Below are 17,448 nucleotides of genomic sequence, written 5' to 3' on the forward strand. Positions count from 1 at the left end.
CATTTTTTTTGGTTATGATAAGGCTAAACTCACTTAGGGAATGATTCATGCCTGATCAAAATTCAAAGCAAGAACGACATAAAGCGCGTCAGCAAAAAGTAAAAGAGCAAATCGACGCAAAAGTAGCGGCTGCTCAGGAAGAAAAAGGTTTGCTACTGGTCATCACAGGTAACGGCAAAGGTAAATCCACTTCCGGATTTGGTACTATTGCCCGTGCTGTAGGTCATGGCCTCAAGTGTTCCGTCGCCCAGTTTATTAAGGGGACATGGGACAACGGTGAGCGTAATTTGCTAGAGAAGCTCGGGGTTGAATTCCAAGTGATGGCGACGGGTTTTACTTGGGAAACTCAGAATAAGACCACAGATACTGAGGCCGCACAAAAAGTCTGGCAAGAGTGTAAACGAATGCTGACCGATGAATCTATCGATGTGGTTCTGTTCGATGAACTAACTTATATGGTCAGCTACGGTTACGTTGAGCTTGACGAAGTCGTAGAAGCATTGAACAAGCGACCCAAAATGCAATCCGTTGTGATCACTGGTCGTGGCGCACATCGCACTTTGATCGAAATGGCAGATACTGTCTCTGAAGTGAAGAACGTTAAGCATGCCTTTGAGTCCGGAGTGAAGGCACTTAAGGGTGTTGATTGGTAATCATCTGCGGTGTTAAAAAATGAAGACTAGGTGATAGAACAACGTTTCCATTTTCCCTCCCTTAAACCTAGGCTCGTTCGTCCGGTGAATCTGCAAGCATTTATGGTAACGTTATAAACGGACACCAAATAAAAAGCGCACCCTCGGGTGCGCTTTCAACTGTTATCCAAATCGATTAGTTGAACAAACCTTTCAGTAAACCATTGATCACTTCTTTGGTCTTTTCATCTTTGATTTTCTCACCCAGCTTCTCATCAAGTTTCTTCAGACCGCGATCAATTTCTTTCTGCGCTTTTTGCTTCAGAACATCATCGAAAACCAGCTTGAATTTAGGCTGCTGCCAAGAGCCAGAAATGTTGATTGGAATCGTCACATCACGTAACTCATCAATGTCTTTGCCACCCTGCCCCTCTAAAGAACCGACAATTGAAGTACTGACGGTGAAATCAACGGTTTGGTTCAGGTAATTGGCACTACCGTTGCCACGAATACGCAACAGTGGTGATTGCATCGTTAAATCGTTGGTCGAGACATTACCCTTGTTCAGTTTCAGCGTCGCCTTCATCGCACTAAAGTCCGTCTTTTGTGTCTCATTGCTAGACTCAACTTTCTGGCCTTTTATTTTGGCGTAGTTTTCACGAATCAATTGTGCAACGTTGATACCGTTAACGGCGCCATCGGTGAAGTTAATACCTACAGTCCCGACCAAGTTTTTCTGAATACCCGTTGGGGTCAGACTGCTGCCTTTAACGTCAACATCAATGTTGCCCGTACCTTCCAGCATGTCATTGTTTGCCACGTCTTTGAGTAGTGGCAGAACTTTAACACCTTTGATTTGCTTCTTCGCTGTGTAAGACGCTGGGCTCTTACGTGCATCCAATTTAGCGGTTGCAGTAATTGAACCTTGGTACAAGTTTGACGAGAACGATGTCAACTCTGCAATCCCTCGATTGACATAGAAGCTCGCTGTGACGTTTTGCATTCTGGCGTTGCTGGCTTTGAACTTATCAATAGTGATGTCACCTTTGACGTCCAACGTCTTCAACGCTGACAAATCAGGTTCTACTTCAGCTTGTGGCGTACTTGACGATGCAGCAGCACTATTTGTGGATACAGGGTCGCTATTAGATCTTGTCGAGTCTGTATTTGCTGGAACCGATGTATCAGGTTGTGAAGCATTCTCTGCTGGCTTATTCAGACCAAGAAACTCATCCAAATCGATGTTAGGAATGTGCAGAGCAAAACGTACTTTTGGAATATCACCTAGCGTTACATCCGCTTTACCATCAAAAGCCAGAGCATTGGCGGTTAATTTCTCTAACACAAAGCTCAAGTGGCTTTTCGTCAGATCAAACGTCAAATCAGAGGCCATATCCACTTTCATTGGCGATTGAGGCAGTGCATCACCTTTGAATGTCGCATCCAAAGTCAGCTTATTCATCACCACTTTAGAAATCGCGGTGTCTATCGTCAGCGCACCTGCACCTTTCATATCGATGTCGAAACCAGCAGCTGTACCTGCAACGCTGTAAGTCAAAGCGTTTGCTTTATCAAACTCAAACGTTTCTAACCCAAGCTTGATTGAATCCATCTTGGTTGCCGGATCACTAAAGCTCGCATTGAGATCAATATTGCGCAACGCATACTCAGCAAAGCCTTTTGCTAGCTTAAATTCAGCACTGCCTTGCGCCGTGAATTTTTGCTGGTTGTTTTCGCCTTTGGCAGCAAATTCTGCTTTGGTCCAAGTGTCGATAGCAAACTCAGACAAGTTAAGCGATACGTCGTAAAGCTTAGTGTAAGAGCCTGCCTGTTTATCTTGGATTTCAACCGCAGCATTGGAGACGGTGACTCCTGCAAGATTAATCGTCCAAGCAGAGACAGGACTTGGGCTTGACTCTGACGGAGCGTTTTCCGCAGATGCTTCAGGGCTTGGTGTATCCGTTGCCGTTGCGGCGGCCTCCACCTGCGTATTTTGAGCCTGAGTCAATACATCAATGTTCTTTCGACCATCTTTGAGTGTTTCGAGGTAAAACTCAGCACCCGTGAGAGTAACATTGCCAATTTCAAGTTGTTGACTGAGTAAAGGCATAACAGAAACATCTACGCCTACCGTGTCAACTTTAAACATATTTGGCTGGCTAAAACCTTGCGGATTACGCAGTTCTGTTTTGCCTAGCTCAAAGCCGATAGACGGGTAGAATTGCCAGCTGATATCGCCTTCAATGATTAGCTCAAGGCCTGTTTGTTTTTGCGCCTGCTCAACAATGAGGGGTTTAAATTGGTTTGGGTTAACCAACAGCACCAGTGCCAATAGTGCACCGATAATGATTACTAGAGGAATCGCTATATATAGCAATAGTTTCTTCATCAGCATTGTCCTTGCTATTCGGGTATTGGTGGACAAATACCCCAATTATAAGTCTTGTCGAAAAACGTTTATGAAACATAAAAAGAAAGTGGCACTTAAAGTGCCACTTCTTGCGTAAAAAATAAAGCGTCTGAATGAGACAAAGGGTTAAGCTTTCAAAAGTTTTGCAATGTGCGCTTTCAGTACGTCGATCGCAATACGGTTTTTTCCACCACGAGGAACAATGATATCCGCGTACTGTTTTGACGGTTCGATAAACTGCATAAACATTGGACGTACCGTTTCTTGATATTGCTTCAGCACAGATTCCATAGTACGACCACGCTCTTCCACATCACGCTTCACACGGCGTAGCAGACAAATGTCGAGAGGGGTGTCCATAAACACGGTCGCGTGCATCAAATCACGTAAGCGTGGATCAGTCAGGAGAAGAATACCTTCCAGAATGATCACCTTTTTTGGTGTCATCGATGAGGTATTGTCTGTGCGTGTGTGGTGCGTGTAGCTATATTCTGGTACTTCGACAGCTTCACCACGAGTCAGCATTTCAAGATGCTCACACAAAAGATCGTGATCCAGCGCGCTCGGGTGGTCGTAGTTGGTCTTAACACGCTCTTCCATGCTCAGGTGACCCTGATCGTTGTAGTAGCAATCTTCCGTAATCACACCAATTTGATGATCGCCCACTTTCTCACGAAGTTCGTTATAGATAGTGCTGGCGATTAAACTTTTTCCAGAAGCAGACGCGCCAGCAATACCGACGATGACGCATTGATTATTATCAGACATTATTCTTGCACCCGATGAATTGAATTGGTGTCATATTCTAATACTAGCAGTGTGCATAAAGCGCATTGTGTATTAGTGTGTAATAGATAAACCGCCTGATTATAGGGAGTTCGGCTTGCAGTTACTAGTGAGTATTTAACCCAAACCTACAAATGGAATAAATAAGCTCAACGCAAACGTTTACAGGCCATAAGATGAAGAAACGAGTGCTTAAAAAGCACTCGTTTTATCGTTACTCGACCATGGTAAATTGGATAGAAGCGGGCTTTTCTTTACCATGCCAGTACATTCGAGCACAGACGGATTCAGCCAGTTGAATGTATTGAGCGGCATGTTCAGAGTCTGGGCGCGCAGCCACCGTTGGACAGCCATTATCAATGTCTTCACGCATAGAGATGTGCAAAGGAATTTGAGCTAGTAAGTCAAGACCATACTCACTCGACATTTTCTCAGCCCCTCCAGCACCAAAGATGTGTTCTTTACCACCACAGTGACTGCAAATGTGATAACTCATGTTCTCAACTAACCCTACTACAGGTACTTGTACCTTCTCAAACATAGCCGCACCTTTGCGCGCGTCGGCTAATGCGAGATCTTGTGGCGTAGTGACTATCACAGCTCCAGTCACAGGAATTTGCTGCGCAAGTGTCAGTTGGATATCTCCTGTTCCCGGCGGCATATCGATCACCAAATAATCTAGCTCTGGCCATTCCGTCTCATTCAACAGTTGAGCCAGCGCTTTGGAAGCCATCGGCCCGCGCCAGATTGCTGCTTCATCCTTCGACACCAGATAACCAATCGAATGTGTATAAATGCCATGCGCAGCAATAGGCTGCATCCACTTGTCATCGCGAACGACTGGTGTTGCTTGTTGCTGACCTAACATCATGGGTACGGACGGGCCATAAATATCCGCATCAAGTAGCCCGACTTTTGCCCCAGATTGCGCCATGGCAAGCGCTAGGTTAACTGAAGTTGTCGATTTGCCGACACCACCTTTCGCAGATGTGACTGCAATGACATTTTTGACACCTTTGACTTCATGAACAACATGAGTTTCCAATGGTTTAGGTTCAACAGCAATCTCACACTCAAAAGCGGTGACCTCACCACTTTGCTGCTGATCATGAACCCACTCTGACAACTCGCTAACCAACGCTTTGGCCGCGAAGGGAATCGCGATTTGGATAGCGTTAACTCCAACCGTGACAATATTTGCCACAGATGCCCATTGCGGAGCTAAACTCGGGTGCTCAAATTGGTTTAACCAAGTACAAAAATCTTGCTTTGAAGTGAACTGACGCATAGGTCCTCCTTATGCATCTAATCGTAGCACTGAGCGGCGAAGGACTGAACCCCGAAAAAACTAAGGTAATCACGCTGATGACTCCTTGGAGTCACTGGTGGGATAAGGTAGTATTACTCTCTATTTTTATACACCTTAAGAAGCGATTATTAAGTATGGCAAACGATCCAAGAAAACTACTGGTCACTTGTGCCCTTCCGTACGCCAACGGTTCGATTCACCTAGGTCATATGCTTGAGCACATTCAAGCTGACATCTGGGTTCGCTACCAACGCCTACGTGGCAACACTGTAAACTTCATCTGTGCTGACGATGCTCACGGCACGCCAATCATGCTAAAAGCACAACAGATGGGTATTACGCCAGAAGAGATGATCGCTGCAGTAAGTGAAGAGCACCAGAAAGACTTCGCTGGCTTCGATATTAGCTTTGATAACTACCACAGCACACACTCTGAAGAGAACCGTGAGCTGGCTTCACACATTTACCTAGAGCTGAAAAAGAATGGCTTTATCTCTAGCCGCACTATCTCTCAGCTGTTTGACCCTGAAAAAGAGATGTTCCTACCGGACCGTTTCGTAAAAGGCACTTGCCCTAAATGTAAGTCAGAAGACCAATACGGTGACAACTGTGACAACTGTGGTGAAACGTACAGCCCAACTGAACTGATTGATCCTAAGTCAGCAGTATCTGGTGCAACACCAGTGATGAAAGACTCTGAGCACTTCTTCTTCGACCTACCTCAGTTCGAAAGCATGCTCCAAGAGTGGACCCGCTCTGGCTCACTTCAAGCTGAAACAGCAAACAAGATGCAAGAGTGGTTTGAGTCTGGTCTTCAACAGTGGGACATCTCTCGTGATGCGCCGTATTTCGGCTTTGAAATCCCAGGTGAGAAAGACAAGTTCTTCTACGTGTGGCTAGATGCCCCTATCGGCTACATGGGTTCATTCAAAAATCTATGTGACAAGCGCGATGACCTAGACTTCGACGAGTACTGGAAGAAAGATAGCACAACTGAACTTTACCACTTCATTGGTAAAGACATTGTTTACTTCCACTCGCTATTCTGGCCAGCAATGCTTGAAGGCAGTGGTTTCCGAAAGCCAAACAACGTTTTTGTGCACGGCTACGTAACTGTAAACGGTGCGAAGATGTCTAAGTCGAAAGGCACATTCATCAAAGCCTCGACTTACTTGAACCACCTAGACCCAGAGTGTCTACGCTACTACTACGCCGCTAAGCTAAACAGTCGTATCGATGATCTCGATCTTAACCTTGAAGACTTCACTCAGCGTGTGAACGCGGACGTGGTCAACAAGATTGTTAACCTAGCGTCTCGTAACGCAGGCTTCATCAGTAAGCGTTTCGAAGGCAAGCTGTCTGAAAACTTCGCTGAGCCAGAGCTATACAACGAGTTCGTTGCTGCTGCTGATCGCATTGCAGAGCTTTTCGAAACTCGTGAGTTTGGCCGTGCTATCCGTGAAATCACGGCACTGGCAGACAAAGCCAACCAATACGTTGATGAAAAAGCACCGTGGGTTGTAGCCAAAGAAGAAGGTAAAGACCAAGAGCTACAAGACATCTGTTCTGTGGGTATTAATCTATTCCGCGTTCTAATGACTTACCTGAAACCAGTCATGCCAGAGCTTGCAGCACGAACGGAAGGCTTCCTAAACGAAGAACTGACTTGGGAAGGTATCGCTGCACCACTAACGGGTCACGAAATCACTAAGTTCAAAGCACTGTTCAACCGCATCGATCCTAAGAAGGTTGAAGCCATGGTTGAAGCTTCAAAAGAAGATGCAGCAGCAGAAGTTGCAGCAAAAGAAGCGGCAGAAGCAGCAAAGAACCAAGCAAGCCAGACTGAACTTGATAAAGAGCCAATTGCAGACGAAATCGAATTCGATGACTTTGCCAAAGTTGATCTTCGTATCGCTAAGATCGTTGAGTGTGAAGAAGTGCCAAAAGCAAACAAACTTCTCAAATTGAAGCTGGATATCGGTGGTGAAGTCCGTCAGGTATTTGCGGGTATTAAGTCAGCTTACAAGCCTGAAGATCTGATCGGTAAGCACACGGTTATGGTGGCAAACCTTAAACCACGTAAGATGAAGTTTGGTATGTCTGAGGGCATGGTACTGGCAGCAGGCCCAGGTGGCAGTGATCTTTGGATCCTTGAGCCGCACGAAGGTGCGCAGCCAGGCATGCGCGTCATGTAAGTCAGCTGACTTTTAGTTACTCAAGCCCCGCTTTTATAGCGGGGCTTTTTTGTTAATGTAGCCATAATAAGTGCATCACAATACGCAAAGCCATGAATTAACATACAAAATACAAATCAATAAATAGCTTAATATTGATATATATAAAATAAACCTTTAGCTTTGGGGTAAATAACAAGGATTTGCTCTAATGTCTGACACCGCGATTACAATTGAAAACAATACCGACTCTTCGGTACACCATACAACGTCTAAAAACAATATAAGGCTTAATCAAACTCGCTCTTTTATATGGGAATTTTTACTCAGCTTTGCTACTTTCGGCAGTTACTCTAGCTTCTATTTCATATTTCGAACACACGAATTTAATAAGCTAGGAAAGAAAAGGTTTACACCGTGGTTGTGGTTGTTTTCTTTAACACCTGTCATTTCATTGTTTAGCCTACCGGCATTGCATACAGCTTTAAATGAGCTCGAAGCTGAATATCGCTCTCCTCATAGTAAGAAGTTCAACGTCCTAATCGTGATTTTGATGTTACTAAGTAGTACTTACTTGGCAATATCATCAAGTTTACATAGCCCAGTATGGCTCGACGTACTGATACTCACCATTTTTTCCGTTAGCTTCTCTTTGTTTGCGAAGCGTATATCGACCCTGAAACATGCGATACCTTATGTTAACTGGACTAAAGAGCACAATATTAAAGTTGTCCTCAAATGGCTGTTTACCGTTATCTTTGTGCCTCTCTACATCATCGCAATTGCTTCCGAGCTTATTGATATATACAAATATAAAGATACGCCAAGACTTGAAAAAAACACTTCCATTTCCATATCTCAAGATCAAATAGCGTCACTCAGTTTCTTTGAGGACGGATGGTATCAGGATGAAATAGGCACCTACTCTGACGGTAGCGCTGAGGCTGAGTTTAGTAACATCAATACATCGAGCTATCTAATGTTGTTTACTTATGACGAAAAGTTTGGCCTGCTTGATGAGCATATTCACGCTAGACGAAGTTGGGTAGAAAACGATCTATCGAAAACAAAATGTCACCAGGATAAATACCTGTTAAGTGACCAACTGTCTGTAAAGGTTGACCTTATTTGTAGCGGACAAGTAAATGGTGAAGAACAAATGGGGTTTGTTAGTGTTATTGAAACCGCAAACAAAACGTATGAAATTTTAGGTATGTACGCAGGCTCACCCTATTCTTTTTCACAAAGTAGTCAAGAGATCACTCAGATGGTCAGGGAGTTCAAAACACAATGAACAAGTTCATTATCTTCACTTTAGCGAGTTTTGGGGCGATTGCAGCAGACGACAAGGAAGGTGTTGTGTGGCAACAAGATATAACTGCAAATCGAATACTAATAGAACAAGCAAATGCGTTGAAGGACTCAGTGGCTAACACCGATACTATGACAAGGTTGTTGTACCAACAATATTTCGATATACAAGCCAGAAAAGTCGAACGTACCGTAACTATTGTCGACTATTACCCAGACTTTATAGGCACTGAAGAATATGGGTCAAAGTCGATCTATTTCGACAGATATGAACAACAAGTAGATATCATTGCTGCCACGACCATTTCTCCACAAGGTGAACTCGTCAATGTCGACCCTAAGTTAACAAAGCTACTTGATACTCATAGTGAAAATACTTTCACAGACCAACAAAAGCTGCTCATTCCACTTCCATCTCTAAAAAAAGGCAGCATTTCAATTATTAAGTATAGGACCACAACTACACGCTCAGAGCAAAACGACCACTGGTCAAATCAAAGCTACACTCGACGCTCATACCCAATACTTAAATACCTGTTGGAAGCCAATTGGCTTCCTGAAGAAGTCATTCAATGGAAAGCGAATACAAAGGATGTTGTTTGTAAAGACCAAGCGCAAGGTATGCAATGTCGTGGTGAAAATATCGAATCATATCAGCATGATAACTCTACTCGGTGGCAGGACCACATCGGTCGAATAGAAATATCAAACTTTTCCAATTGGCAGCAAGTAATAGATCAAGCAAATGCAGCTATGTCAGAAGCGGAAAATGACGTTAGAGGCCTAGATTCCTTGTACGCAGAACTTTCGCAAAAAGCGAAAAACACGGATGAACTCATAGCCAAAATACTAGAATTCGTCGCTCGTGATATTCGCTACGTATCAATGTCTGAAGCTGAGCACTCCATTACCCCACACACATTTTATGAGACCATCAATAATCGCTATGGAGATTGCAAAGATAAGTCAACGCTACTTAAAGCGCTGTTAGCGAAAGCTGGTATAGATTCAAGACTTGTCTTAGTTGATACAGATCGCTTTAATCAAAGCTCCATGTTGCTTCCTGCGATGAATCACTTTAATCACGTCGTAGTGTGCTTCGACTTATCCGGCAAAAAATACTGCCTCGATCCGACAGATAATTATACTAATTGGCAGTCGACACCTACCTGGATTCAAGGTAAAGCCAGTTTAGTCCTCGAAAACAACCAGCGCCCAAAAAGCATCAACGCAAGTCCTTATCGTTGGAAGGTTGATTCTGAGGTCACATTGCAATTCGACCAACAAGGCGGGCAACTGGAACAGCAGTCTCGTATCTACAAAGGGGAGTATGCGTCCTACTACCGTCAAAAATTGCTATCACGAAGTAAGGAGGAACAACAACAGTTCCTTGAAGAAGAGTACGATGCTGAGGTTAGCTCACTGACAATACCGAATTTCTGGATTACTCACATTAACGATATGAACGCGTTACTTAAAATCAACTCAGATGCTGAATTCGAGCCTTTCCTCGATCCTACAGAAAAGAAGCTCAGCTACTATGAAAATGATGCTTGGTTAGCGTATGAACTCAGTTCGATGAAACTTGAAAATGAGTGGCATAGCGAAACTTTTTCAGGCATTAGTGTATCCAGTAAATATACGTTTGATCTAACTAACAGCCCATGGCTTATAAAGTACCTACCTTCAACAGTAACATTTCAACACAAGTACGGTAGTATGATACGCACTGTAGAAATGAAGTCAGACAATAAGCTCAACGTAACCACTCAGGTGAAGATACGTGCTCAAACGGTTCCAGGGGAAGAGATTGAATCGTTTAACAACTTTATCCAGATACTAAAAGACCATTCTCAGATTCAGTTTACGGCTTTTAGCAAAGCTTAGTTCTTATCAAGCTCGTTCTCGAAGCCCCGCTTTTATAGCGGGGCTTTTTTGTGTCCTATTTCACACTTTTGGTGAATTCGTGCACCTTCTGAGAGCATAACTGCACACCTAAAAACAATAAGTAATTGAAATATAATAGATAAAATTCTGGCATCAAAGCTGCTCCTAGCATTGAGAGGTATCAAGCAACAAGGAGTCAGTCATGTTTGTACTCATTTCTCTCGTTATATCCATTGGCATTTTGCTGGCGATGTTTCACTTTTCAAAACACCGTCAAACGACACTACAGAGAAAATTCGACATTCTCGTATTACTTAGGCAAGTTTTGCTGCTGAGTCGACAGCACAGATCGTTCACTCATCAAGCACTGTCCCTTCAACATCAATCTCAGAGCTTTCCTGAGTTAGAACGAATCTATGACCAAATGATGGAAAAATCGGGTGAGCTTATCGCTGTGGCACAGTTTGAAAACAAACCTATGTATCGAATACTGCAGCTCAAACTGAAAGGACTGCATAAAGAATGGTCACAACGTTCTGTTGCGCGCAATCAAGTCATTCATGGGCATGCCATCCGTCATTGTATGTTCATGATGGATGAGGTGGCTATTGCATGGCTGATTGAATCCGGAAGAGAAGAATTGAGTGACGAATACCATCTAAACTGGCAACAAGTGTTAGATAGTATGGAAGTGCTTACTCAGTTACGCGTATGCATTCAAGAAGCACACTACCCGGAGGGAATGCTAAGAGTTAAATACTATTGTGAGAAGTCGAGACGAAAACTTAATCAACTCTCCTTAATTTGTCCAATGTCGATTGCCTCACCGCTAAGCTCAAAGTCCATGCATACTTTGTCCGAAATAGGTGCTTCTGATGATATGGCGCTTTCAGTGGAAGAGCTCTACCAACTGACGACAGATATCTCCCTGATTATTTCTCAGGTGTATGACCAAATGTTGTCGAACATGACAGAAAGTTTGTATTTACCTCTCCCTAAAGTGGCTTTTAGTTAGCCGAACATCCCGTTACAGGTGTATTGCGAGATAAAAAAAGCCCTGCTCAAAGAGCAGGGCTTTAGAAAGGGAAAAGTTTGCTATTAAAGCATCTTGCGTGCAGCTTCAACCACAACTTTGATTGAACGCGCTTCTGTCTCTTTCAGCGTTGAATGGTCTGGGATCTCTTTCTGAGTACGGTTGATGATAACACCCGCAACACAGCCCGCTTTCAAGCCTGAGCTTGCACACATGGTAAGTAGCGTCGCAGACTCCATTTCAAAGTTCAGCACGCCCATATCTTGCCATTCTTTCATCGAGCCTTGGAAACGCTTCACGACGCGACCTGAGAATGTATCGTAGCGTTCCTGACCAGGGTAGAAAGTATCACTAGATGCAGTAACACCCATGTGTACATTTGCACCAGACTCTTCAACAGCGGCTTTCATCGCTGTCGCCACTTCAAAATCAGCCACTGCTGGGAATTCCATCGGAGCAAAGTGAAGACTAGCGCCATCTAGGCGTACAGAACCTGTTGAAACAATCATGTCACCAACGTTAACGTGTGGCTGAATTGCACCCGTTGTTCCTACTCGTAGGAAAGTACGTACACCTAGTTGCGCCAACTCTTCGACAGCGATCGAAGTAGAAGGACCACCAATACCAGTAGAACAAACAACAACCGGCTTACCATCTAACTCAGCACGGTAAAGTGTGTATTCACGGTGGCTCGCCAAAAATACCGGATTCTCCATTTCTTCTGCGATCTTTTGAACGCGTGCAGGGTCACCTGGGATGATCGCCAACGTGGCACCAGCAAGATCAGCTTCAGTAACGCCTAAGTGAAATACGGCTTGAGACATAGGGGGCTCCTTAGTTTGACGAAACTTGATTCAACACACGAACCTGTTCGTTCTATAAATTTCATTGGGTACTGGAATACTTTATCTGACTCACGCCCACCAAAGAGTGATAAAACTCACATTGATGAGCGCAAACAGTATTAACATTACACATAAAATCGTTTGGCATCACACTTTTATACAAATAGGCTACTCATGTTGCATAAAAAACAGCCTCTATACCATGGATACAGAGGCTGAGAGTTTAGTCAGGCATGTAGTGACTCGCTATTCCTGATGGGACTTAAATTTCAATAGTCGAAGTGCATTCAAGGTCACAATCGCAGTTGCCCCACTATCCGCTAATACCGCCACCCAGAGACCAGTAATCCCCAATAAACTCGTGACTAAGAAGACACCTTTCAAACCCAGAGCCAAGAATATATTCTGACGAATATTGTTCAGTGTCGCCCGCGACAGCTCTATCATACCTGCTAACTCCATCAAACGATTGTGAGTAATTGCAGCATCCGCGGTTTCAAGAGCCACATCTGTTCCGCCCCCCATAGCGATACCGATACTTGATGCCTTCATCGCAGGTGCATCATTGATACCGTCACCGACCATAGCAACGTTTGCATTAGCGGAAAGCGCCTCAACATAGGTGACTTTGTCCTGAGGCAGGAGGCTGGCTTTGAAATCAATGTCGATCATTGAACTGATCGCTTGCGCGCTGCGAGGGTTATCACCTGTTAGCATAATCGAATTGATACCTAAACCTTTCAGCGCTTTCACCGCTTTGGCGGAATCTTCTCTTAAAGTATCTTGCCAAGCAATCAAGCCCAGTACTGTGTCTTCGTTTTGGACAGCAACTACCACTGTCTTACCTTGCTCTTCCATCTGCTGAATAAGAGACTCGATGTCACTGCTCAACTCAAACCCAAGCTTACTTGGTGCAATCGCTTGATACACAACTCCATTCACTACACCTCGAACACCACTACCAATCAACGCCTGTTTGTCCGAAGCCTCTGGTAAGTTAATGCCCGTTGATTTTGCTTTGTTCACCAGCGAGACTGCCAGAGGATGGCTTGAACCCACCTCAATAGCCGCGATACTTTCGAGCACTTCCGACTCTCGAACCTCACCCAAGGTGATGATGTCGGTCACTTCTGGTTTGCCTTTAGTCAAAGTACCCGTCTTATCGAAGGCGATGGTTTCGATCTTTCCGAGCTGTTCTAGCGCCGCTCCGCCTTTAATTAGAGCCCCACGTTTTGCTGCTGCAGCCAGCCCCGATGTAATCGCTGCTGGTGTGGAGATCACCAGAGCACAAGGGCATGCAATCAATAGCAACGCCAGACCACGGTAGACCCAAGTCTCCCAAGGCTGAGCAAAGAACATTGGCGGTACAATGATCACAAACAGTGACACTAGCATCATGAGTGGTGTGTACCAGCGGCTAAATTTATCTAAGAAACGTTCCAGAGGTGCTTTGCGTGACTCCGCTTCTTCAATTAAATGAAGAATACGATCAATGGCGTTCTCTCCTTGTTTGGAGGTAATCGTAAAACGTACAACCTTATCGACCACAACAGCCCCAGCCATCACAGATTCATTTTGATAGCGCTCGACTGGAATCGCCTCACCGGTGAGTGCACTTTCATCGAAACTGGCGACATCACCGATCAATTTACCATCTGCAGGCAATCTTGCTCCGGGCGAGACCTCGATGATATCGCCAGGTTGCAGCTCACTAGCAGAGACTTCAACACGTTGGTCGTCAATAATTTTGGTCGCAGTTTCCGGCACCAATTCCATCAAAGCTTGCACGCCGCTGCGGGCACGAGAAGCTGCAAAAGCCTCTAACTGCTCACCAATCAAGAACAGCAGTAACACCATGGCCGCTTCAACGGTCTCCCCCAGATAAAGAGCACCAAGTGCTGCCACACTCATCAGAGTTTCAATGGCAAAGGGTGTACCTGATTTGGCTAATACAATCGCTTTCTTACCGATGGGATACAGGCCAGCCAAACACGTCAGGATAAACATCCATTCGCTGACTAGAGGAAGAGCCGGTTTGAGCACTGCCGCAACCGCCATCGCCGATGCAATAGCAATAATCTGGGCGTTTTGCTTGAAGATATGTTTCCAACCAGAAGTCGTTTTTTGATTAGAAGAAGAGTTGGGACTGGCAAAGCTAAAGCCAGTATCAAGAATAGTTTGTTCAACCAGTTGCGCCACACCAGAGTGGTCTACTTTTACAACCAATTTTTCTGTCGCAAACAGAACTTTTGCTTCAACAACACCATCAACTTTGTTAACGGCAGTTTCAATTTTTCGCGCGCAGGATGGGCAGTCCATACCACCGATTTTCCAGCTTTGTGTCATTCGAGGGTTTTGTGACAGACCGGAGTCACTTTCCTCATCGGCTGGATCAGTGCCACTGCCACAGCGGTCTGAGCTACAGCAGTCCGAATCTGACGTTTCAACGCCTGCCATCTTAATGGTCGAAAATTTTGGACTGGCACAAGAGTGAGTATTTGATGGGTTAACCGCTACTTTGTCTGAACGACATGCTTGATGTTTAGTGCACATAAACTTATCTCCATTGAATGTACACCTTAATCATAAACCTTGGAGTCAGCTCCAAGGTCAACTATTTTTTATGTCTTGAGGAGAAATTTTTTTCTGTCTCGCCACTTCATCAATCAAGACAGCGTCATGAGTACAAAACGGTTGCGAATTAATACTGGTGATCGAGGGGTCCTCCTCCACTAGCTCTGCAGTCCCACCTTTGATTAAGTCGGCTAAATGCATGCGCAATGCCAAGGTGGCTAGGATGCCGAACACAATCGAACCAAGCGCTTGACCATACAGCACGCCCAATGCCCCGAACCAATTCGATCCTAAATAGACAAACGGTAACGTCCCTAACGTCGCTTTACCTAAGTTTAGCGCTGTAGAATAGAGCGGTTTACCGAGATTGTTAAATGAGGTGTTGGCCACAAATTGAGCGCCATTGAAAATAAAGCTTGCGGCCACATAAGTACAAAAGGCAGAGACAATAACCGCCGCATCTCCTATTAAACTGAACCCAGAAATCACTAAAGGTTGTGCGAAGTAGAGAATGAGACAAACCAAAATCGTGTAAGTGGTCGTAACAATCAGCGAGTTGTTTAACGTATCTCGTACCCGGTCAATCCGCTCCGCTCCGAAGTTTTGACCTATGATAGGCCCGACCGCACCCGACAAAGCAAAAATCACAGCAAAGCACACTGGGATCAAGCGTCCGATTACCGCATAACCTGCAACAAAGTCTTCGCCGTATTGTGCAATCGATGTAGTAACAATCGCGTTACCAATCGGAGTAGCGATATTAGTAATCACGGCCGGAATTGCAATCGTCAGAATAGCTTTAAGGTTGTTGCTCCACGCAGATAGCGAAAGTGGTGCCACCAACCGATGAATACGAATTAAAGGGGTGATGGAGAAAAACAGTACGGTAAAACGAGCAAAAACAGTGGCAATAGCCGCACCTTCCACATTCCAGCCAAAACCAAAAATGAAAATCGGATCGAGAATGGCGTTTGCAATACCGCCAGCCAAGGTCGCCCACATTGAACGTTTCGCATCTCCCGCGGCTCTTAAGCCCGCGCCCGCGGACATAGCAATCGCTATTACTGGCCCACTCGGAATAAGAATCCTCAAATAAGCTTCTGCACGCTCTGCTACGTACCCTTTTGCACCAATCGCGTGCAGCAATTCAGGAATGTAGAGAAACATAACCACGCTGACCACACTGCTGATAACAAAAGCCGTGGCAATAATACTGCTACTCAATCGCCTTGCATGATCACGCTGTTTAGCCCCTATCGCTTTAGAGACTAATGCCCCCATAGCGATCGAGGTACCAATAGAAATAGAGGTGGAGAAAAACACCAATGTACCAGCAAAACCGACCGCAGCAGCTAATTCAACTTGCCCTAACATGCTGATAAACAACATATCCAGTAAGTCGACAACAAACAGGGCCATTAAACCCACAGAGCCTGCCCCTGACATCACTAGTATGTGGCGCATGGTTGAGCCTTCAACAAATTTAGCGCTCTGATCCTGCATGCTTCTCCTAAGGATTTTGCTGATATCAATAACAACAAGAGGCGCATCGTTGCGCCTCTTTCTAAAATTTATAACACACCACTATACTGGATGTTTAAAGCAATCGTCGAGATTCTTCGCCACCGCTCTGAGTACATCACGACGTGTAATAATGCCGACGAGTTTGCCGTTATCAATCACCGGATACACTTTCGGTTTACCCACTTGCATCATATCTGCCAGCTCAATAATTGAGGTATCGGGTCCAACCGAAATAACATCAGGATGCATGCAGTCCGACACAATGTGAGTATCCTGACAGTAGTAACTGACCTTAACCAGTTTATCTAGCAAGTCATGCCCTGAAAGAAAACCAATCACTTGTTCTTTTTCATTAATAACCGGTCCACCGAGATAACTCGACTTCATCACTTTTTCCAGCGCAGCACTTAGTGACATTTCAGGTTTAAACGTCACGGCTTGCAGTGTCATGTAATCTCTTACTTTCAATGATTCCATTTGTATCTCCTTAAAGAGCAAGTCACCCTTGCCATATTGTAATTGTTGTCTAATTTCTTGATTTTACTAAATTGAAAACAACAATTTTTCCAATAGACGTTACCTATCACAGAACTAGTCGCCGGGACAGTTGGACTGCGCATCACGTGTGGCCAGCCAACTACTGAACAGTGAGACACAAAACGGGACACAATAGGTCAAAGATGCTTTGGCCCAGTTGACAGAGCCTTCCCCAAGAATCGCATCATACTGGTTGATGAAATTGAGTAACGTGCCGACTACGGCCGCAATGATCAGCGCTCTTTTGGTCATTTGTGCATTCATATGAGCAAGCCTTATGTTTGTATCAATACTTGGTGACCTAACTAAACTATAGTTAGAAGATTTAAAGCAGTTAAAGATTCCCCCTCGCCCAACATGCCAGCGCGACACCAAACATATAGATTGATCAAATACAAAACAGGCCCATCATCAAGAGGGCCTGTT

At 44.7% G+C, this 17,448-nt stretch carries 13 protein-coding genes; 5 read left to right on the forward strand and 8 right to left on the reverse strand.

The features are described from left to right. Window positions 1-47: 47 nt before the first annotated feature. Window positions 48-653: a cob(I)yrinic acid a,c-diamide adenosyltransferase gene (cobO, locus tag OH455_RS16265; RefSeq protein WP_045974993.1), complete on the forward strand. Its 606-nt coding sequence runs from the start codon at window positions 48-50 to the stop codon at window positions 651-653. A 175-nt stretch (window positions 654-828) separates the two neighbouring features. On the opposite strand, the gene OH455_RS16270 is transcribed toward cobO, so the two are convergent. From OH455_RS16270 to apbC, 3 genes are all read right to left on the reverse strand, one after another. Next, the gene (locus tag OH455_RS16270) at window positions 829-3,021 is read right to left on the reverse strand and encodes an AsmA family protein (protein ID WP_269982091.1); all 2,193 of its coding nucleotides are present in this window, start codon (window positions 3,019-3,021) and stop codon (window positions 829-831) included. Window positions 3,022-3,168: 147 nt separating this feature from the next. Further along, window positions 3,169-3,810, reverse strand: coding sequence for a uridine kinase (gene udk / locus OH455_RS16275; RefSeq protein ID WP_045974995.1), 642 nt, complete (start codon window positions 3,808-3,810; stop codon window positions 3,169-3,171). A 232-nt stretch (window positions 3,811-4,042) separates the two neighbouring features. Then, on the reverse strand, window positions 4,043-5,116 hold the full coding sequence (apbC, locus tag OH455_RS16280; RefSeq protein ID WP_269982092.1) for an iron-sulfur cluster carrier protein ApbC: 1,074 nt from the start codon (window positions 5,114-5,116) through the stop codon (window positions 4,043-4,045). Window positions 5,117-5,271: 155 nt separating this feature from the next. Between apbC and metG the strand changes: the two genes are divergently transcribed. From metG to OH455_RS16300, 4 genes are all read left to right on the forward strand, one after another. Continuing rightward, window positions 5,272-7,332, forward strand: coding sequence for a methionine--tRNA ligase (metG, locus tag OH455_RS16285; RefSeq protein WP_269982129.1), 2,061 nt, complete (start codon window positions 5,272-5,274; stop codon window positions 7,330-7,332). A 190-nt stretch (window positions 7,333-7,522) separates the two neighbouring features. Next, entirely contained in the window at window positions 7,523-8,605 is a 1,083-nt protein-coding gene (locus OH455_RS16290; protein ID WP_269982093.1) for a hypothetical protein, read from the forward strand. Further along, window positions 8,602-10,509 (forward strand): DUF3857 domain-containing protein, encoded by a 1,908-nt coding sequence (locus OH455_RS16295; RefSeq protein ID WP_269982094.1) that lies wholly within the window; start codon window positions 8,602-8,604, stop codon window positions 10,507-10,509. Before OH455_RS16290 ends, OH455_RS16295 begins: the two co-directional genes overlap by 4 nt. Before the next feature lie 202 nt (window positions 10,510-10,711). After that, window positions 10,712-11,524, forward strand: a complete 813-nt coding sequence (locus tag OH455_RS16300) for a hypothetical protein (protein ID WP_269982095.1) — start codon at window positions 10,712-10,714, stop codon at window positions 11,522-11,524. Window positions 11,525-11,607: 83 nt separating this feature from the next. On the opposite strand, the gene udp is transcribed toward OH455_RS16300, so the two are convergent. The 5 genes from udp to nrtS all read right to left on the reverse strand — a co-directional run bounded on the left by udp (window position 11,608) and on the right by nrtS (window position 17,274). Further along, window positions 11,608-12,366, reverse strand: coding sequence for a uridine phosphorylase (gene udp, locus OH455_RS16305; protein ID WP_045974999.1), 759 nt, complete (start codon window positions 12,364-12,366; stop codon window positions 11,608-11,610). 267 nt (window positions 12,367-12,633) lie between these two features. After that, complete coding sequence (locus OH455_RS16310) at window positions 12,634-14,940, reverse strand: zinc/cadmium/mercury/lead-transporting ATPase (protein WP_269982096.1); 2,307 nt, start codon at window positions 14,938-14,940, stop codon at window positions 12,634-12,636. 57 nt (window positions 14,941-14,997) lie between these two features. Next, window positions 14,998-16,464 carry an MATE family efflux transporter gene (locus tag OH455_RS16315; protein ID WP_269982097.1) on the reverse strand — a complete coding sequence of 489 codons (1,467 nt, stop codon included), beginning with the start codon at window positions 16,462-16,464 and terminating at the stop codon, window positions 14,998-15,000. A gap of 81 nt (window positions 16,465-16,545) precedes the next feature. Beyond that, window positions 16,546-16,962, reverse strand: coding sequence for a CBS domain-containing protein (locus tag OH455_RS16320; protein ID WP_045975002.1), 417 nt, complete (start codon window positions 16,960-16,962; stop codon window positions 16,546-16,548). 114 nt (window positions 16,963-17,076) lie between these two features. Beyond that, window positions 17,077-17,274 carry a nitrate/nitrite transporter NrtS gene (gene nrtS / locus OH455_RS16325; protein ID WP_420896012.1) on the reverse strand — a complete coding sequence of 66 codons (198 nt, stop codon included), beginning with the start codon at window positions 17,272-17,274 and terminating at the stop codon, window positions 17,077-17,079. Window positions 17,275-17,448: the final 174 nt, after the last annotated feature.

This window comes from Vibrio sp. T11.5, assembly GCF_027587155.1.
Classification (GTDB): domain Bacteria; phylum Pseudomonadota; class Gammaproteobacteria; order Enterobacterales; family Vibrionaceae; genus Vibrio; species Vibrio neptunius.